We start from the raw sequence: 20,002 nt of genomic DNA, 5'->3' as shown, positions 1-20,002 counted from the left end.
GACGTAACTGCTGACAGGCAAATTATCGAAAATTTGAGGGGGAAACAAATTGGTGTTATCATCTGGCAATGATTGATTCCGTTTGATTCAAAATCCCTATTTTGTGCTGAACCAGACTATCAAACCATGAAACATACCCGCACTATCCGGTCTGCCGCGCTGATGATCATTTCACTATTGATTTCGGTTAATATCAATGCACAAACCAGTCGGGCGGCGCATGACTCGGCTGCTTATCAGATCCAGGCCTATTACAATGCCGGGAAACCTGACAAAATTTATGAGATGACCTCAGATGTGTTCAGAACAAGAATGACGGGTGAGCAATTCTCAGCCGGAATGAATAAGTACGCGGCAAAGAATGGCAAATGGAAAAGTGTCGATTTTCTGAGTGAAAATGAGAAGGGCAAGGACTACAAAGCAATCTTTGAACAGTCCGAACAGATGCTGTCTGTCAGGCTCGACAAGTCCGGAAAAATAGAACGGCTCAATTTCGCCGCAATGCCTGTTACCATCAGCAACAAAAAATTCGAGGTGGCGTCTGATAACAAATTGCGGACAAGCATGGATCTGGCTGTAGAGCGCCTTGTCAGGCCATACATTCAACAGGAAAACACCTCTGGTCTGGTACTTGCAATTATCGACCGCAATAAGATTTCCAGGTACAGTTACGGCACAGTAGACAAAAATATACAACAGCTCCCTGATGCAGATCAAACGATCTTTGAGATTGGGTCCGTTACCAAAACTTTCAATGCTTTGCTGCTGGCGAGACAGGTTACCGAAGGGACGATGAAGCTGACGGATCCCATAAACAAATATCTTCCAGATTCCATTTCTGCACTCAGCTATCAGGGGCAGTATATCCGCCTGGTGCACCTGGCTAATCACACCGCGGGCTTTCCGCGCCTGCCAGAGAATATCTTCGGCGGGAAGGTCGATCCGGAGGACCCTTACAAGCACTATAATAACGAATTGCTGTTCGCTTATCTTGCTCATTACAAGGCATCGGTGGCCCCGGGTACAAAGTTCAGTTATTCGAACCTGGGTGCCGGCTTGTTGGGAACCATCTTCGAAAGGACGGGGAAACAAAGTTTCGAGCGCCTTCTTATTCATGATATTTGCCAGCCTTTGGGAATGAATAACACTAAAGTATCGCTAAACGCAGGTCAGCTTGAGCGTTTTGCTCAAGGTTATAATGAGCAGGGAAACGCGACCTCACCATGGGATCTTGCCTCATTGAAAGGTTCGGGAGCCATCCGGTCGACACTAAACGATATGATCAGATATGCGCAGGCGCAACTGCGCCCACAGGGCTTACTGGGAAAGGCCATTAAACTGAGCCAGCAAGAGACGTTTGCCGATACAAAGGAAAGCATCGGATTGGGCTGGCGCATCAACAACATGAGCAGGTCACGCTATTTTCACCATTCTGGTGGTACGGGTGGTTTTCGTTCGTTTGTTGGCTTTGACCCGACAGGTCAGTTTGCCGTTGTGATCTTATCGAATGCTGCTGTGGACGTTACAGGCATTGGGCAGGAAATCATGGAGAAATGAATTTTGCGCATTAGCCGTGTTTTGCATAGCAACAGATAAAAAATCCCGTCATAAGATTTAGCGTATAGCACGTAGACGCAGAACATGATCCGGCTTCCTTGTTGTTATCTGAAACAAAAAAAGCCCGTCTTTCAACGAGCTTTAACCAGTAGCGGGGAGCAGGATCGAACTGCCGTCCGCCAGCCGGCGGATATGATCCTGCGCTCTACCCAGGGTTCCGTTTTGAAAAATCTTCGATTAACTGGCGCACGAACAGCCGGCCTTTGGCGGATTTCAATTGTTTTTCGCGGATGATAGCTTCCTTTTTAGTCTCAAAATATTCAGTGTAGACTACGATCCAAGGTCTGAACTTCGAAGTATATCCTTTGTTAGCCAGGAAATTATGAGACATCAGGCGACTTTCCAGGTTGCTGGTATAACCGATATAAATCCGATCATAAGATATGGCGTATAGCACGTAAACGCAGAACATGATCCGGCTTCCTTGTTGTTATCTGAAACAAAAAAAGCCCGTCTTTCAACGAGCTTTAACCAGTAGCGGGGAGCAGGATCGAACTGCCGTCCGCCAGCCGGCGGATATGATCCTGCGCTCTACCCAGGGTTCCGTTTTGAAAAATCTTCGATTAACTGGCGCACGAACAGCCGGCCTTTGGCGGATTTCAATTGTTTTTCGCGGATGATAGCTTCCTTTTTAGTCTCAAAATATTCAGTATAGACTACGATCCAAGGTCTGAACTTCGAAGTATATCCTTTGTTAGCCAGGAAATTATGAGACATCAGGCGACTTTCCAGGTTGCTGGTATAACCGATATAAATCCGATCATAAGATATGGCGTATAGCACGTAGACGCAGAACATGATCCGGCTTCCTTGTTGTTATCTGAAACAAAAAAAGCCCGTCTTTCAACGAGCTTTAACCAGTAGCGGGGAGCAGGATCGAACTGCCGACCTCAGGGTTATGAATCCTGCGCTCTAACCATCTGAGCTACCCCGCCGTTTTTCGAGATGCAAATATAGAATATTTTGCAGTCTGAAAAAAAGAAATGTAAAAATAGCTGAACCTGCGCTTATCTGCCGAAAACATAGGCTACAGAGACAGAAGCCCGGCTCATGCTTAGCGATGTTTCCATTAGTGTTACAAGGTTTGTCAATTCTTTCGACCACGTTATCATTGCGTCTACGTTTCCAAGAGACACACCGGCCCGTACAGGAACGGAAAATGAAAATTTTTGAAAACCGTCCTCATTTACCGAGGGCGTGGGCCTTGATCCGGGAACCTCAACTTGTCGTAAGGTTGTCCGGTCATCGCTGTACTGAAACACGTTCGCTGACAGACCTGCACCGGCAACAATTTTGAAATTTTGTTTATTAAAAAACCGGTATAAGTAAACTGGCGACAAACTATATGACCATTGTGTAAAATTCTTTGTTTCTTCCAGCGACTGGTTTGTCGAATAAAAAGCGGCTTTGGCCTGGACGGCCTGACCCGTTAGCTGGATAACTGCGTTTGGATTCTCAGGGTTTAATGTCCATTCGATACCGATAAGCGGGAATACACTTACGATCTTATCAGGATCCGATCCTGCTATGCCTGCCTCACCAGAAAACGTAAATGTGTTGTAAGCAACCCCTGCACCCGCCATTAGCCGGACAGGACCATGGGCCGCCTTTGACCTGAAATCGGTCTCGCCGTTGTTTAGCAGATCCATCACCCCGAGCAGATCCTCCCGGGCATATTTAGCCCGGTTTATGGCTGTAATTGCAGCCATGGAGCTTCCTGTAGCAATATTTGTTAGCTGCTCGCGGTAGGTAGCTATTTCAATGACTTTTCCGCCTTGCTCACGTGCACGATATATCTGGTATCGCAGCTCTTCTGCAGCACCGCCGGCCTTTCTTATGAAATACCTGGTTTTAATGCTGTCTGTCAGACTCAGCAAAGCCACCTTACTACCTTCTGTCAGCAGCTCCAGAAAAACCGTATCACCTACCGTCCGGTTGTCAGGTCGGGATGGAATGCGCGGATATCTGATACGGTTTAGGCTTTTGTTAACAATGGCACGTTCGAACCGCCTTCCGTCAATGATTTGTACCGATGCTGTGTTTTCCAGGGTAGCCTGTTGCTCAAGTTCTCCAGAGGTTTTGAAAACAAAGCTACGAGGATTATCGATCCAGGTTATTACCCGAACTTCGGCGTCACGGGAAGTTCCGTTCAATGAGGTGATCTTTCCTTGCTTAAAATTTGCCTGACCGAATAACGTTGCGGGCAGTAACACCAGTGCCAGCAGGCCATGTTTGAGTGCGTTCATTCCTGAGTTTAGATTTTGCGCAAACCTAACAATTGTATTGATGCCAAAAAAATTCAGCGCCACCTTTTCCTTTAAACAACAAAGGCACAAACCTTTGCGACAACACTCAACCTATACGAAGCATTTTTGCAAATACAGAATAATTTACTTTTCTTTAGAAATTCATTGGGGAAAACTACCGTCACGAATTAACGATACCAGTGTTGTAAAGGGATGTCAGAAAAGAAAAAATTTACCATGGAGTTTGAATTGAAATCATCTCCGCGTATCCTGTATAGTTTCATCAGCGAGCCGAACGGCCTTTCGCAATGGTTTGCCGATGATGTCACTATCCGCGATCATGTCTATACCTTCAAATGGGACGATGAAGAGCAGAAGGCCCGGTTACTTTCTCAAAAAGAAAACAAGCTTGTCAAGTTTAAATGGACCGATGACGAACCGCATTGTTATTTCGAAATGGAGATTGTTCAGGATGAACTTACAAACGATGTGGCCCTGGCTATCACTGATTTCGCAACCGATGAAACGCTTGCAGAACGCAAGCAGATATGGGGAAACCAGATCGGTTACCTGCTGCACGTGATCGGCGGCTGATTATTCCTCCTTGTTTCTTAACTTTGTAAGGTGAAAAAGATCCACCTGCTGTTGCTTCAGGCATTCCTCAGACCGTTTGTTGTCACGTTTCTTATCGTGATGTTCATTCTCCTGATGTTTTTCCTGTTCAAATATATCGATGACCTGATCGGCAAGGGGTTTGAATGGTACGTGATTGTCGAACTCATGTTTTATGCATCGGCAAGTAACGTAGCCATGGCGCTTCCGCTGGCGGTGCTGCTCTCATCGATTATGACCTTCGGAAGCCTGGGTGAAAATTACGAACTGGTGGCTATTAAATCAGCGGGCATTTCGCTCCAAAAGGCTATGCGCCCTCTGCTTGTACTGATTCTTTTGTTATCATTCGCCTCTTTTCTTTTTTCTGATTACATGTTGCCCAAGGCCAACCTGAAGTTTGGCTCCCTGATGTGGGACGTTCGCAATAAAAAACTGTCGTTCCTTATCAAAGAAGGTGTTTTTAACAACAGCATACCGGGCTATGCCATCCGGGTCGACAGGAAAGACAGCCAGGCCGATTCACTTTTCGGGATTACCATTTACGATCATACCGGCAACAATGGTATCGCAAAGATGATCAAGGCAGAGAAGGGTAGGATGTACAAACTTGACGGCGACAAATACCTTTATCTGAAACTCATAAACGGCGTGCGCTACGAAGAGTCAAACGGGAACAGCGCTACGTATAACCCGAGGCAGCAGTTCAGCCGCATGCGCTTCAAACAAACCGAGCAGAAGTTTGACTTATCAACCTTTGCATTGAACCGCACAGCCGAAGAAAGTTTTAGCAACAACACGCAGATGCAAAACCTGAAAGGTCTTGTCAGGAAACGCGATTCGCTGCAAAAAAAGCTCGACAGTATCGACAAAAGCACAAAGTTTGCCGCCTCAAGTTATTTTAAGCAGAGCAGTACGACACTTGGCTATACTAAAATCCCTGCAAAACCTAAACAATTGGGGGCTGACGTGATCAAAAATGTACCCAAAACCCTATCCCGATACCAAATTTACCAAACGGCTGCAGACCAGGCTGAATCCATCCGGCAGAGCATCAACAACCGCATTTCCGAGCGAACCAATGTTGAGAAAGACAGGCTATTTACAATCGTCGAGTACCAGCGAAAGTTCACACTGGCTGTTTCCTGCCTGCTGTTATTTTTCGTAGGTGCACCGCTGGGGGCCATTATCCGCAAGGGCGGACTGGGCTTACCTGTCGTCATGGCCATTTCTTTCTTTCTGATCTATCATGTGATCTCGACCGTTGCCGAGAAATCGTCAAGGGAAGGGTCGCTTGATCCGCGGTTTGGTATGTGGCTCGCTATCGTAATTCTCTCGCCGCTGGGCGCTTTTCTGACTTACAAGGCCACCGCAGACTCTGCCCTTTTTGATGTAGATTACTACAAAAATCTCATCAAGGGCCTGTTTAAGAAAAAGAAGCGTGATTCTGCTGCTTAATCATCCACACCGATTCCTTTACAGCACCGTGATATATCCGCGCAGCTTATTCTCAAAATAACATCGTAAATTTGTCGCGTCTTTTCGTGACGAAAAGTTCTATTCCGCAACCAATGAAAGTAAAATTAAATACCATCGATGAGGCCATTGAAGACATCAAGGCAGGAAAAGTGATTATTGTTGTCGACGACGAAGACCGAGAGAACGAAGGTGATTTCCTGACCGCTGCCGCAAATGCCAGTCCGGAGGTAATTAATTTTATGGCTACGTACGGCCGCGGGCTTATCTGCGCACCGCTGACTGAAGAGCGGTGTGATGCACTCAACCTCAACCTGATGGTTGGAAAAAATACCGCAGCCTACGAAACAAACTTCACTGTATCAGTAGACCTGACCGGCCATGGCTGTACGACCGGCATATCTGCATCAGACCGTTCAAAAACGATCAAAGCACTCATCGACCCGAATATTCACCCCGACGAGCTTGGCCGGCCCGGACATATTTTTCCGCTGCGCGCGAAAGATGGCGGTGTGATCAGGCGCGCCGGCCATACCGAGGCGGCTGTAGACCTGGCCCGCCTGGCAGGCATGGAGCCTGCCGGTGTTCTTGTAGAGATTCTGAAAGAAGATGGGGAAATGGCCCGTTTGCCCGATCTCATTAAAATTGCCGAGCAGCATCAGCTGAAGATCATTTCTATAGAAGACCTGATTGCTTACCGGCTGGCAAAAGAAAGCCTGATTAAACCTGAAGTAACCATTAACCTGCCGACAGCCTGGGGAGATTTTCGTATGACGGCCTATACACAGTTCGACAACCAGGCAACACACCTCGCTATAAGCAAAGGGGAGTGGAAGGAAGACGAGCCGGTTCTGGCGCGTGTGCACAGCTCATGCGTTACCGGCGACATCTTTGGCTCCTGCCGGTGCGATTGCGGTCCGCAGCTGCACAAAGCGCTGCAGATGATTGAGAAAGAAGGAAAAGGCATTGTTGTGTATATGAACCAGGAAGGCCGGGGTATTGGCCTTATCAATAAACTACGCTCCTATAATCTGCAGGATGCCGGTTTCGATACGGTCGAGGCAAATATCAAACTCGGTTTCAAAGGTGATGAACGCGATTATGGCGTAGGTGCGCAGATTTTGCGCGCACAGGGCGTTACGAAAATGCGACTCATGTCTAATAACCCGACAAAACGTGCGGGCTTAATCGGCTACGGACTGGAGGTTGTTGAAAACATCCCGATTGAAATTGAAAGCAACCAGCATAACGAAAGGTATCTGAAAACCAAACGCGATAAAATGGGGCATTCAATTATGCGCTTCGGCGACGAGTCGGAAGCGTTGTAAGCATTCTGTTCAGCATCTTGTCAAAGATCTATAAAAAAGCCGCCGCGATGGTTAGTGGCCGGTATCACAGAAGGCTTACTGTAAGAGCTGACACACTCATGAGAATTTTTCAGGAGCAATTGCCCGGCGGTGCTGACCTGGTGCTTACGTTCCCGTCTGCTGAAAGCTCGCATCAAAATCTTTGGTTACATAGATGATAACCAGGAAAGCGGCTATGATGAGCACGGTTAAGATGATCAGGCCCCAGCTGCCTGCCATTTTGTTTTTGTCTTTACGGATCAGCCAGTAGACAATGCCGATCAGCGGGATGGCACAGATAAGCCAGAAAATAATTGAAGCAACAGCCATAGTTATAAGATTAAAATTCCATCCGGGCCTGCGGCGCAGTATCCTGCCCGACAAACTCGCCCTTCAGGTATAAGTGATGCGCGGCAATAGCAATCATGCCCGCATTATCTGTACAATACTGAAACGCCGGTATAAAAGTCTGCCAGCCGTGTTTTTTTGCCATGTCTTCCAATCCGGTCCTAAGGCCTGAATTTGCTGAAACACCGCCGGCAATCGCAATCTGTTTAATGCCATATTGTACTGAAGCCTTCTTGACTTTATTCAGCAAAATGCTCACGATCCGCTTCTGCACCGAAGCACAAATATCGGTCAGATTGTTCGCGATGAACTGAGGATCGCGCTGCATGTTGTCGCGAACAAAATACAAAACTGACGTTTTAAAGCCGCTGAAACTAAAATCGAGACCGGGAATCTGTGGCTCCGGAAAAGCGAAAGCATCTGGATTCCCCGATTTGGCCCATTTATCAACCAAAGGCCCGCCCGGATAGGGAAGTTGTAAAATTTTTGCAGTTTTGTCGAAAGCCTCACCGGCGGCATCATCCAGAGTTTCGCCGACAATCTCCATGTCGAAAAAATCGTTAACTTTTACGATTTGTGTATGCCCGCCCGACACCGTCAGACAAAGAAACGGAAACGAGGGTTTGGGCTCATCAATAAAATGCGCCAGGATATGCGCCTGCATATGGTTTACGGCAATAAGCGGCAAATCCAGCGCAAGTGCGAACGATTTTGCAAATGATACGCCAACCAGCAGGGAGCCAAGCAGCCCCGGACCGCGGGTAAATGCAACAGCGTCAAGATCAGTCTTTTCAATTCCCGAATCTTTTAGAGCCTGGCTAACCGCAGGAACAATATTTTGCTGGTGTACACGCGATGCCAGCTCCGGAATTACGCCTCCATAATTTTCATGAATTGTTTGGTTTGCAATAACATTGGCAGTAATTTTGCCGTTGTTAGAAACGGCAACAGACGTCTCATCGCAAGATGATTCTATAGCAAGTATAACCGGCAAATCGTTGATCCTTTAAGCTGCAAAATTATTAAAAAACTATTTAAAATACTTCTTTGGTCAATCGCTTCGCTGCTTTTGTTGCTGATCATCGTAGTTTTTTCTTTACAGTTTAAGCCTGTTCAAACTTACGTCGCCAAACGCGCTGCGAAATTCCTGTCCGATGAACTGAAAACCACCGTCAGCATCGGAAGTCTTTATATCAAACCCTTCAAGTCGGTTGTACTCGAGAATCTGGTGGTTCTCGATCTTGATAAAGACACCCTTCTCAGCACGCCAACATTCATGGTAGATATGAACCGGTTCTCGCTGAAGCAGCGGATTGTGGATATCAATACCGTTCAGATTAATAACGGATCTTTTTATCTGAAACGTTTGAAAAAGGGTGGAAACAACCTGAAGTTTATTATTGACTATTTTGACTCCGGTGCCGCTCCGAAGAAAAAGAAGAAGAAACCTTATGAAGTGCTACTTGATCGCGTTATTCTGAACAATATGCGTTTCAGGTACAAAAATCAGCGCAGGAAAGATACGGTCCTGAACGGTATCAATTATGATGATGCAGACCTGCGCCAGCTGAACGGCATTTTTGAAGGGCTGAACACGCGCGATCACCTGGCGAAACTGCAGATCAAAAATTTCACTTTCAAAGAAAAAAGCGGGTTTTATCTCAAAAATCTTACCGCCGAAACTACGATCGATACCAATTCGATCGAATTAAAGAACCTCTTGCTTGTTACCAATCAAAGCAGGCTGACCAATTATTACAAAATGACCTTCGGCAGCTTCGAGGATTTCGAAGATTACGAAAACAAGGTGCACATGAAAGCCACGTTTCGTAAAAGTCATATCGCTTCGCGCGATATTGCCTATTTTGCACCGGCTCTGCTGCGCATGAAACTGGATCTTGATGTTGATGGTCAGATAACGGGCCTGGTGAACAGCCTGAAGGCGCGCAAACTTTCTGTCAAAGCCGGAAAAGCCACGCACATCAAAGGTGATTTCACCGTTCGTGGTTTGCCTAACTGGCAGGAAACCTTTCTTGATCTCAAAATCGAAATGGCTGGCACCAACAAACGGGATCTGGATGAAATTCTGGGAAACACAACCGGCAAAAAAACCAAGGTGATACCTGCCATCGTTGAAAGATTCGGAAACGTAAATTTCAACGGCTCGTTCACCGGATTCCAAAATGACTTCATCGCCTACGGCGAATTCAAAACCAAGCTGGGCAGGCTCGTTTCTGATGTGAATATGAAAATTGACAAACAGGGCGAGCCGTCTTATTCCGGAAACGTAAGTACCTACGATTTCAACCTGGGTGAGTTGATCAGCGAGAAGAGTCTTGGCCGGATCACTTCCAAGCTGTATGTAAAGGGACGGGGTACTGAAGTAAGTAAGCTCACTGAAGCACTTTCGGGAGATATTGCCTATATCGATTTCAACAAATACCGTTATCGCAACATCAAAGTAAACGGCACCTTTGACAAGAAGTTCTTCGACGGCAGTTTGCGTGTAAACGACAGAAATCTGAAACTAAGCTTTGATGGGGGCATCAACTTTAATCCGAAACTCCCCGTCTTCAACTTCAAAGCTGAAATTGCAGATGCACGCCTGAGATCACTTAAGCTCTACAAGGATTCTCTGAAAATCTCGGCAAGTTTCAGTACAAACTTTTCCGGTACCAACCTGAACAATATAGAAGGAGATCTGCTGATCAATAAAATCCGTTTGCAGAACCCGCGCGGCATTTATAACATCGACTCGTTGCGCCTCACAGCAAACGGGCGTGGAATAGACAGGCGGCTAAGCATCAATTCAGACATTTTCGACGCCAGTATCACAGGTACCTACGATCTTAATACACTCGTTTCCTATTACAAGGCAATTGCCAAGACCTATATCCCCTCGCTCAAAACAGATGTGATCCGTTATAACACCCAGATCTTTAAATTTAATCTGCGCATTAAACGTTTTGAGCCGATTGCCCCATTGATTCTTCCGGGGCTTGATATTGAAGACCAGGCCGTTCTGGTAGGTAATTTCGATTCGCGCAACAATACCGCTACGCTTAACGGTTTTGTAAAGAAGCTGAAGTATCGGGGTATGGTAGCGAACAACATCATCATTGACGAAAGCACGACCGCAGATTTCCTGCAGGCTGTGGTCACCTCAGACAGGGTCGATATCAATGACAGCCTCTTCATCAAGAACGTCAACATTTCCAATATTCTGCGGAAAGACAGCCTCTCTATGAACGTTAAGATGTCGAATTCAGACGATGCAAATCAGCTGGATCTGAACGGCCTGGTCGAGTTCTCGCAGGATACGATGGCAAGACTCAGTATTCTACCCTCCCTGCTTAAGATTAATAATGAAGACTGGCAGATACAGGAAAAGGTCAGGGTTAACTTTGACCGGGGCGAAACGCGGATTACTAATTTTGACCTGAGTAATGGGGAACAACTGCTGACAATTAATGGTGTTTTATCCGGTGACCCGGCAGATGCACTCAAGGTAGGTTTTGAGAATTTTGACCTCAATACACTCAATCCGTTTACGCGTGGCTTTGGTGTAAAACTCGGCGGTAAAGTGAACGGCGAGTCTAACCTCTATGGCGTATTGAAAGCGCCCCGGCTCAATGATAACCTGAAAATTGATTCACTGCGCTTCAATGATACGGACATCGGGAACCTGATCGATACATCGTCTTACTCGTCCGCAGACAAGAAAGTTCATGTCTATACCCGGGTAGTTACCGGTGATGAGGAAACCTTCAAGGTAACGGGCGCCGTAGATCTGGAACAAAAACAGCTGGATATCGATGTGAAAATGGCGAAGAGTAAGCTGACAATCCTCGAGCCGTTTGTTAAAAAGCTTGTTTCGGGTTTACAAGGAAATATTTCGGCTGATATAGACATCAGAGGCAGCATGGATAAGCCTGAAATTAACGGGCAGATCGCGCTTGATGAGGCAAAACTAACAGTTAACTACCTCCGCACCCCCTATACGATTACGGATAAGGTCAGCGTGAAAAATAGTGTTGTTGATCTTGGTGAACTTGTTATTGCCGATGCCGAGGGAAATCTTGCCCAGGCTACCGGTACGGTAGACCTGAATAACATCAGTAATCCGACGCTTGATGTAGAAGTCAATGCGAGGAACTTTATGGCGTTGAATACCACAAGCAAGGATAACTCAGTTTATTACGGCAGGGCCTATGGCAGTGGCGTTTTCAGGTTTAGCGGGCCAACCGATAATATGAAAATCCAGATCGATGCCAAGACAGAGAAAGGCACGGTATTCAACCTGCCACTTAACAGTTCTGAAACGGTAAGTGAGAAAGACTTTATAAACTTCGTTACCAAAGATACGGTCAATACCAAAAAGAAACTGACATCTTTCGACGGACTTACACTCGGGTTTAAACTTCGCATCGATCCCAATACAACGGCAAACATCTATACAGCGCTGGGTAACCTGAGCGGCAAAGGTAACGCCGAACTAACGCTGAATATCAACAGCCAGGGCGACTTCGAGATGTCTGGCGATTATATCATTGAGTCGGGAAGTTTTGACTTTACAGCGCAGGAGATTATCAACAAACAGTTCGCCATCAGGCAGGGGGGGACTATCAGGTGGACAGGCAACCCTACCGGTGCACAGATCAACCTGAAAGCGATCTATTCGCTCCGTGCGAATCTGCGCGACCTGTATACAGCGGCCAACCGCGATGCCAGCAACAGCAACAGCTCTGAGCGGGTGAATACTGAGGTTGAAATGGGTCTGACGGGTTTACTGCTTAAGCCGGATATCAGGCTTGATATCTTCTTCCCGTCTAATCCGGCAATCAAAGAAGAGTTTCAGTCTTATCTCAGCGATCAGAATAACCTGAACCTGCAGGCATTCAGTCTGATTATACGACGCAGTTTTACACCGGGAACGGGAGAAGGGATAGGCAGGCAGCTTACAACAGGGGTGACAAGTACGGCAACGGAGTTGATCTTTAATCAATTCAACAACGTACTGTCTTCACTAAATCTCGATTTCGTCGATTTAAACGTGCGCACCTTTAATGATGTCAACGCATCGTTCAAATTCTTTGATGACCGTCTGATCGTTAACGCGGGTGTAGTAGACAGGAGAAGCTCAAATGATTTTTCACTGATTGATTTTTCGCGAAACACGGTAGCGAGCGAGATCGAGGCGCTCGTATTGATCCGTAAAGACGGAAGCCTGATCGGCAAACTTGCCAACAAGCCGCCGACCCAGCAAAGCATTTTCCTTAATTCGGGCATCAGCGCCACAAACAATGTAACTTCCCTCGGCCTGATCTATACCACCCAGTTTGATACATTCAGTGAGTTTGTGAAAAAACTAACCGGGCAGTACCGCAGAGACATTCGTCGTAAGCAGGCAGGAGAGCAGCAAAAGAAAACACGCCAATCCCTTAATAGGGAAGCCGTACGGAAAGAGGAAAAAAGCAATCAGCGAAGATAGAGGTATGCCTGGCTCTCATCCTCGCGATGTTTTTTTCTTCAAGGGTATCAGATCAAGCAGGGATTCTGCTCCGCACCATACTTATGGCAGTACTGCAGGGGTTAATGGACCGGTTATAGTCGTCCGTCCGGCGCGAATGTTCTACCTTCAATCGCTTACTGCGTGCTCTGTTCGTGATTCATTCTGCCGGTTCAAATCAGTCGAAGTTTTTCAGAAAGGTAACAGGCCGATCAATAAAAAAAACGCGGCCATTCGGCCGCGTTTATACAAGTATGTTATTTTGTGCAGGGTCAGCAGATGCAGGAAGCATCGGCTGAAAACCTAATTTTTGTCTTCAAGTTTCTCGCCGGTAACCTCGGTTTTAATACGTTCCTCAAGCTCTTCCGCGAGTTCGGGATTGTCAAGAAGAAGTTGTTTAACAGCGTCACGGCCCTGACCAAGTTTGGTGTCGCCGTAAGAGAACCAGGAACCTGCTTTCTTGATAATGCCGAAGTCTACACCGAGATCGATGATTTCTCCGGCTTTTGAAATACCTTCTCCGAACATAATATCAAATTCAGCAATACGGAATGGAGGCGCAACTTTGTTTTTAACGATCTTGACCTTAACGCGGTTACCCGAAACCTCATCGGCATCTTTGATCTGTGAGATACGACGAATGTCCAGACGTACTGAAGCATAAAATTTCAGCGCGTTACCACCGGTTGTTGTTTCCGGGTTACCAAACATAACGCCGATCTTCTCACGCAGCTGGTTGATGAAGATACATGCACAGCCCGTTTTAGAAATGGTTCCCGTAAGCTTGCGCAGGGCCTGGCTCATGAGCCGGGCCTGCAGACCCATTTTGCTGTCGCCCATTTCGCCTTCAATCTCTCCTTTAGGAACCAGCGCGGCTACCGAGTCAATAACGATTACGTCAATTGCTCCCGACCGGATCAGGTTGTCGGCAATCTCGAGTGCCTGCTCACCATTATCCGGCTGCGAGATCAGGAGATTGTCTGTATCGACGCCAAGTTTTTTCGCGTAGAACTGATCGAAGGCATGCTCCGCATCAATAAATGCTGCAATGCCGCCTTTTTTCTGTGCTTCGGCGATGATATGTGTGGCAAGTGTGGTTTTACCGGAAGACTCTGGTCCGTAGATTTCAATCACCCGGCCCTTTGGGATACCGCCGATTCCAAGCGCGATGTCGAGGCTTAATGAACCTGTGGAAATGGCTTCAATCGATTCGATAGCGGTATCTCCCAGTTTCATAATGGTGCCCTTACCGTACGATTTTTCAAGTTTATCTAAAGTAAGCTGTAAAGCTTTTAATTTGTCTGTGTTTGCTGTGCTCATGCTAAAAAAATCTGGATCGTAAATATAATGTCTAGGCTGAGCAAATGCTCCGGCTGTTGATAACTAAAAATGCTAAATATATTAGCGAAATTACACAAAAAATTAGTGCTGTCAAGGCTTTGACGAAAATAAATTATCCTGCTCTTTCTGCCGCCTGCAATTTTTTTACCCTTTGTTCAAAATAGCGGCAGATATGACTGATCTGGCAGACCTCGCATTTGGGTTTACGGGCAATACATACATAACGGCCATGAAGAATTAGCCAGTGATGAGCCAGGTGAATGGTGTGTTCAGGCAGGTGTTTGACCAGATCCTTCTCAACGGCAAGGGGTGTTCTTCCGGTTGTCAGGCCAACCCGTCTTGCCACCCTGAATACGTGGGTGTCTACAGCCATGGCGGGCGCCTGGTAAATGACTGACGCAATTACATTAGCCGTCTTCCGGCCTACACCCGGCATTCGTTGCAGATCTTTGATGTCTGAAGGCACCTTGCCGGCAAATTCGGCTTCCAGCATTTTGGCCATCCCGACGAGGTGTTTCGCTTTATTATTGGGGTAACTGACGCTTCTGATGTAATCGTAAACGATATCAGGCGTGGCATCTGCCAGGCTCCGTGAATCCGGGAAACGCTGAAAGAGTGCCGGCGTTACCATATTGATCCGTTTGTCGGTGCATTGTGCAGAAAGAATCACCGCGACAAGCAGCTGGTAGGGGTTTTCATAGTGAAGCTCCGTCTCGGCATCGGGCTGGCGCACTGAGAAATGTTCAACAAATTGCCGGTAACGCTCCTTTTTTAACATCCTGCAAAGATACGCTGAAGCAAAAAAAAAGCTGCATTCCTGCAGCCTGAATTTATTTCTTTGTCGATCTGGAATATTCCAGAATTCTGTCGATCACCTCATCTCCGGGTGTCCTGACCAGACCCTCTAACTGAGGCTTGAGATTTTCATAGAAAAGATCGTCGTCCATGTCAACGGAATTTTGCGCCTTCTCAAAAGGTTGATGTGCCTTTGATGCAGCACCATTTAAAGTAGTAGAGGTTCTTGTCATAAGCCTGGTATAATTTTTAGGAGTCATTTACAGAGTAAACGAGGCTCCATCTAATTTATTTTAAATCCTTGGATTTATTTTAATACCTGACAACTTATTAACAAAGATGTTACCGGCGCCCGTCAAAAACGATGACTTTTTGAAAATGCGGCCTTATTTTCACGCAAATCGACCGCGTTTAGGCCTATTTGATTCCGGTAGCCATTTCTTTGGCGCTGATCATCTTCCTGAGGTTGCTGAGCGCATAACGCATCCGTCCAAGCGCTGTGTTGATACTGACATCGGTCAGGTCTGCAATCTCCTTAAAGCTGAGATCGGCATAATGACGCATAATCAAGACCTCTTTCTGCTCATCAGGCAACAGGCGGATCATCTGTTTCAGGTCTGTTCCTGTCTGATCCCGAAGCATACGCTCTTCGGCACTCTCATCGTGAAACTGCAGGGTGTTCAGCACGTCGGTACCGTCCGAGCTGGTGATGACCGGCGTTCGTTTTTCTTTTCTGAAAAAGTCGATTACAAGATTATGTGCAATGCGCATCACCCAGGGCAAAAATTTGCCTTCTTCGTTGTACCGGCCGGAGCGCAGCGTGTTTATGACTTTAATAAAAGCGTCCTGAAAAATGTCTTCTGCAAGGTATGAATCCTTTACCAGAAGGTATATAGAGGTATAAATTTTGGATTTATGTCTTTTTAACAACTCTTCCAAGACCAGTTCGTTACCAGCAATGTACAATTTTACCAGTTCCTGATCGTTTAATGATTGTAATTTCATAGGATTACCTACACTAATTTCCCTAACTATTTGCTAAAAATTAATTTGTAGATGTTTAGATTCGATAGTTCTTCTCCTATGTTTGGGTTTGGCGAGTGCTTTATTACAGTCGTTGTTAAGTCAAAGAAAGCACAATTTTTGTCAAAAAGCAACAATTAAATTGTTAAAAAAAACAAAAAACCGGTTTATCAACTTAATTTTGTAATCGGGCGGAGCATGAGCAACCGCCTTTTTTATCTGTCCCGGTCAGGAATCCCCCTTACAGCATACATGAAGAAAGAAGTCGAAAAAGACCCCTCAAGAAATATCATTATCAAAGGTGCACGCGTGCACAATCTTAAAAATATAGATGTCGCCATTCCGAAAAACAAGCTTGTTGTCGTAACAGGCATGTCCGGATCCGGCAAGTCTTCGCTTGCTTTTGACACGTTGTATGCGGAAGGTCAGCGCCGGTACGTGGAAAGCCTGTCGGCCTATGCCAGGCAGTTCATGGGACGTATGAACAAGCCTGATGTTGATTATATAAAAGGTATAGCCCCGGCTATCGCTATCGAGCAAAAGGTAATTACTTCAAACCCGCGGTCAACCGTAGGCACATCAACCGAGATATATGACTATCTGAAACTGCTTTTTTCCCGGATCGGAAAAACCTATTCGCCTGTTTCAGGCGAGGAGGTACGCCGGGATACGGTCAGTTCTGTGGTCGATTTCCTGGCAAAACAACCTGAAGGTACCACAGTAACGATCTTCTGCCCGCTTCATCCGCATAACCAGCGCAGTCTGAAAGAAGAGCTGGCCGTGCTGCTTCAGAAAGGTTTTCTCCGGGTGCTCATCGACGGCAAGATCCGCAAAATTGAGCAGGTACTCGAAGATGAAGATGTGAAAGATGACACCCTCAAAGATTCAGACTCTGTTCAGATTCTCATTGACCGGATCGTGCTCAATACCGAAGAAGAGACCCTGAGCCGCATGGCCGACTCTGTACAAACCGGCTTTTTTGAAGGGAAAGGGGATATTTTTGTCGAAGCTGCTGAAAAAACAACCCATTTCTGTGACCGTTTCGAGCTGGATAATATGCAGTTCGAAGAGCCTACGCCAAATTTTTTCAGTTTCAACAATCCGTACGGCGCATGCAAACGATGCGAAGGTTACGGCAATATTATCGGGATAGACCGCGACCTGGTCATTCCCGATAAAAGCAAAAGCGTGTATGATAATGCTATTGCCCCTTGGCGCGGAGAAAAAATGCGCGACTGGCTGAATCGTCTGGTGCGGGTTGCAGATAAATTCGATTTTCCCATTCACAGGCCTTACAGCGAACTGAATGAAGACCAGCAGGAACTGCTTTGGACAGGAAACCAGCATTTCAACGGGTTGAATGCATTTTTCAAAGAACTCGAAGAGCAAACTTATAAAATACAGTACCGGGTCATGTTATCACGCTACCGCGGAAAAACAACCTGCCCTGACTGCCGGGGTTCCCGTTTGCGTAAAGATGCGTCATATGTAAAAATAAATGGTAAGTCCATTATCCAGATCGTTCTGATGCCGCTTGCAACCGCCCTGAAGTTTTTTGAGGAGCTGGAACTCAGCGAAACAGATGAGAAGATTGCGCGCCGGCTTCTTGCAGAGATTACCAACCGCATTCTCTATCTGAATAACGTGGGCCTGGGCTACCTTACACTCAACAGGCTTTCAAATACGCTTTCCGGCGGCGAGTCTCAGCGCATCAACCTGGCCACATCGCTGGGAAGCAGTCTGGTAGGTTCAGTGTATGTGCTTGATGAACCAAGCATTGGATTGCATCCGCGCGATACCAATAAACTGATCGAGGTGCTGCAGTCGCTTAGAAATGTAGGCAACACTGTTCTGGTTGTTGAACATGAGGAAGAGATGATGAAAGCGGCCGACCATATCATAGACATCGGGCCGGAGGCCGGAACGCATGGAGGTAACCTCGTTTTTAGCGGTACTTATGACGAGATTATTGCCGATGCCAACAGCCTGACAGGCAAATACCTGAGTGGTTCGGAACGGATCGACCTTCCGGAAAAACGCCGTAAATGGCACGATCATATTCTTGTAAAGGGAGCGCGTGAAAACAACTTAAAAAATATCGATGTCAAGTTTCCGCTGGGAATTTTTACGGCTGTAACGGGTGTTTCGGGCTCTGGAAAGACAAGTCTTGTCAAGAAAATTCTTTATCCTGCGCTGCAGAAAGCCATCGGCAATTATGCCGGAGAAGCAACCGGCCAACATGACGGCATTTTTGGTGATTACGTGCTGGTAAGCCAGGTGGAACTGGTAGACCAGAATCCGATCGGAAGATCGTCCCGTTCGAATCCGGTTACCTACGTTAAGGCCTGGGATGATATCAGGGCGCTTTTCTCCGGACTACCGGGTGCGAAGGCGGCAGGACTTAAACCGGCAGCATTTTCTTTTAACGTGGAAGGCGGGCGTTGCGATGTTTGTCAGGGCGAAGGCGAGGTAAGGATAGAAATGCAGTTTATGGCAGATATCTATCTTCCCTGTGAAGCCTGCGGCGGAAAAAGGTTCAAACAGCAGGTGCTTGATGTTACCTATAAAGACAAAAACGTTTCTGAGATCCTGGACCTGACAATTGACGAGGCGGTGGCATTTTTTGCCAAAGAGCCAAAGATTCTCGCCAAACTGCAGCCATTGGTAGATGTGGGCCTGGGTTATGTTCACCTCGGGCAATCGTCGAATACCTTATCGGGCGGCGAGGCGCAGCGCATTAAACTCGCTTCTTTCCTGATCAAGGGAAATAACGCAACCAAAACCGTGTTCATATTTGATGAACCGACAACCGGCCTGCATTTCCATGATATAAAGAAGCTGCTGAAAGCATTGCATACGCTTATTGAGCAGGGAAACACGGTTATTGTGATTGAACACAATATGGACATGATCAAGTGTGCAGACTGGGTGATCGACATCGGTCCGGAAGGCGGGGATGGCGGCGGAGCACTTGTGTTTGAAGGACTTCCGGAAGACCTGATAAAAGTTGAAAATTCGTACACCGGTAAGTTTTTGAAAGAGCATTTGAAATAATTGTACATTTGCAGCCATGCTTTTTCTCACCTTCGTATTGGGTGTTGTTTTGAACGCCATCGGATACATCCCGCCCGGTAACATCAACCTCACGGTGGTGCAGATCTCCATTACCAGGGGAATCAGGCAGGCATATGCCTTCATCATTGCCTTTGCTTCTGTAGAGGTGTTCTTTACTTTCTGCATCATGCGTTTCGTGCAATGGCTAAGCAGTGAGTTCAAATTCGGCGAAGTGATCGATGTATTTATGATCATTATGTTCAGCGTGCTGGGGGTTATTACCTGGCGAAGCCGGAAAGAGATGCCGAAAGCCGAAACCTCAAACCGCGACAGCATTAAATACGGGATGCTTCTTGGCGTGCTGAACCCGATGCAATTACCATACTGGCTCTTTGTGGGGACCTACCTCATTGCGCATGAGTGGATTGAGATCGGAAACGTTTCCCTGATCATTTTCAGTATCGGTTCGGGGATCGGCGCAGGCCTTGCCCTGTACGGTTTCTCTCACTTTGCCCGTTACATCCAGGAGAAATTTGACCTGAGCAGTTATATCATCAGCAAAAGTATTGCTTTTCTTTTTCTGGGGCTCGGGGCCTACCATGTAGGTAAGCTGGTGTATGTGCATCTGATTAAGTAAT

16 protein-coding genes and 1 tRNA gene are annotated in these 20,002 nt (G+C 46.6%); 7 read left to right on the top strand and 10 right to left on the bottom strand.

What is annotated here, in order from left to right; all coding sequences use genetic code 11:
* Window positions 1-126: 126 nt before the first annotated feature.
* Window positions 127-1,557 carry a serine hydrolase gene (locus tag EJV45_RS18260; protein ID WP_129718047.1) on the top strand — a complete coding sequence of 477 codons (1,431 nt, stop codon included), beginning with the start codon at window positions 127-129 and terminating at the stop codon, window positions 1,555-1,557.
* 205 nt (window positions 1,558-1,762) lie between these two features.
* Here EJV45_RS18260 and EJV45_RS18255 read toward each other — a convergent pair whose 3' ends face one another.
* The 4 genes from EJV45_RS18255 to EJV45_RS18240 form a co-directional block, all read right to left on the bottom strand.
* A complete protein-coding gene (locus EJV45_RS18255; protein ID WP_129718045.1) occupies window positions 1,763-2,029 on the bottom strand; it encodes a GIY-YIG nuclease family protein in 267 nt (88 codons plus the stop codon).
* Window positions 2,030-2,148: 119 nt separating this feature from the next.
* Window positions 2,149-2,415 (bottom strand): GIY-YIG nuclease family protein, encoded by a 267-nt coding sequence (locus tag EJV45_RS18250; RefSeq protein ID WP_129718045.1) that lies wholly within the window; start codon window positions 2,413-2,415, stop codon window positions 2,149-2,151.
* Between the two features lie 63 nt (window positions 2,416-2,478).
* Window positions 2,479-2,552, bottom strand: a tRNA-Met gene (locus EJV45_RS18245).
* 72 nt (window positions 2,553-2,624) lie between these two features.
* A complete protein-coding gene (locus EJV45_RS18240; protein WP_129718043.1) occupies window positions 2,625-3,863 on the bottom strand; it encodes a hypothetical protein in 1,239 nt (412 codons plus the stop codon).
* Window positions 3,864-4,076: 213 nt separating this feature from the next.
* On the opposite strand from EJV45_RS18240, the gene EJV45_RS18235 reads away from it, so the two are divergent.
* The 3 genes from EJV45_RS18235 (at window position 4,077) to EJV45_RS18225 (ending at window position 7,276) form a co-directional block, all read left to right on the top strand.
* Window positions 4,077-4,457 carry an START-like domain-containing protein gene (locus EJV45_RS18235; protein WP_129718041.1) on the top strand — a complete coding sequence of 127 codons (381 nt, stop codon included), beginning with the start codon at window positions 4,077-4,079 and terminating at the stop codon, window positions 4,455-4,457.
* 30 nt (window positions 4,458-4,487) lie between these two features.
* Complete coding sequence (locus EJV45_RS18230; protein ID WP_129718039.1) at window positions 4,488-5,930, top strand: LptF/LptG family permease; 1,443 nt, start codon at window positions 4,488-4,490, stop codon at window positions 5,928-5,930.
* A 113-nt stretch (window positions 5,931-6,043) separates the two neighbouring features.
* Window positions 6,044-7,276: a bifunctional 3,4-dihydroxy-2-butanone-4-phosphate synthase/GTP cyclohydrolase II gene (locus tag EJV45_RS18225; protein ID WP_129718037.1), complete on the top strand. Its 1,233-nt coding sequence runs from the start codon at window positions 6,044-6,046 to the stop codon at window positions 7,274-7,276.
* 144 nt (window positions 7,277-7,420) lie between these two features.
* Here EJV45_RS18225 and EJV45_RS18220 read toward each other — a convergent pair whose 3' ends face one another.
* Window positions 7,421-7,624, bottom strand: coding sequence for a hypothetical protein (locus EJV45_RS18220; protein WP_129718035.1), 204 nt, complete (start codon window positions 7,622-7,624; stop codon window positions 7,421-7,423).
* Window positions 7,625-7,634: 10 nt separating this feature from the next.
* Entirely contained in the window at window positions 7,635-8,636 is a 1,002-nt protein-coding gene (tsaD, locus tag EJV45_RS18215; protein ID WP_129718033.1) for a tRNA (adenosine(37)-N6)-threonylcarbamoyltransferase complex transferase subunit TsaD, read from the bottom strand.
* Between the two features lie 78 nt (window positions 8,637-8,714).
* Here tsaD and EJV45_RS18210 point away from each other — a divergent pair, with 78 nt between their 5' ends.
* On the top strand, window positions 8,715-13,133 hold the full coding sequence (locus tag EJV45_RS18210; protein WP_240755341.1) for a translocation/assembly module TamB domain-containing protein: 4,419 nt from the start codon (window positions 8,715-8,717) through the stop codon (window positions 13,131-13,133).
* A gap of 321 nt (window positions 13,134-13,454) precedes the next feature.
* Here EJV45_RS18210 and recA read toward each other — a convergent pair whose 3' ends face one another.
* From recA to EJV45_RS18190, 4 genes are all read right to left on the bottom strand, one after another.
* A complete protein-coding gene (gene recA, locus EJV45_RS18205; RefSeq protein WP_129718029.1) occupies window positions 13,455-14,471 on the bottom strand; it encodes a recombinase RecA in 1,017 nt (338 codons plus the stop codon).
* Window positions 14,472-14,604: 133 nt separating this feature from the next.
* Window positions 14,605-15,270, bottom strand: a complete 666-nt coding sequence (nth, locus tag EJV45_RS18200; RefSeq protein WP_129718027.1) for an endonuclease III — start codon at window positions 15,268-15,270, stop codon at window positions 14,605-14,607.
* A 52-nt stretch (window positions 15,271-15,322) separates the two neighbouring features.
* Window positions 15,323-15,520, bottom strand: a complete 198-nt coding sequence (locus tag EJV45_RS18195; RefSeq protein WP_129718025.1) for a hypothetical protein — start codon at window positions 15,518-15,520, stop codon at window positions 15,323-15,325.
* 184 nt (window positions 15,521-15,704) lie between these two features.
* Complete coding sequence (locus EJV45_RS18190; protein ID WP_129718023.1) at window positions 15,705-16,292, bottom strand: RNA polymerase sigma factor; 588 nt, start codon at window positions 16,290-16,292, stop codon at window positions 15,705-15,707.
* Window positions 16,293-16,562: 270 nt separating this feature from the next.
* On the opposite strand from EJV45_RS18190, the gene uvrA reads away from it, so the two are divergent.
* Together uvrA and EJV45_RS18180 are read left to right on the top strand one after the other, a co-directional pair.
* Window positions 16,563-19,364, top strand: coding sequence for an excinuclease ABC subunit UvrA (gene uvrA, locus EJV45_RS18185; protein WP_129718109.1), 2,802 nt, complete (start codon window positions 16,563-16,565; stop codon window positions 19,362-19,364).
* Between the two features lie 16 nt (window positions 19,365-19,380).
* Window positions 19,381-20,001, top strand: coding sequence for a LysE family transporter (locus tag EJV45_RS18180; protein WP_129718021.1), 621 nt, complete (start codon window positions 19,381-19,383; stop codon window positions 19,999-20,001).
* The last annotated feature ends 1 nt before the right edge of the window (window position 20,002 follow it).

Source organism: Pedobacter sp. SYP-B3415, assembly GCF_004138205.1.
Classification (GTDB): domain Bacteria; phylum Bacteroidota; class Bacteroidia; order Sphingobacteriales; family Sphingobacteriaceae; genus Pedobacter.
The sequence above is the reverse complement of the archived record's forward strand: the minus strand, read 5'-3'. Positions and strand labels throughout refer to the sequence as shown.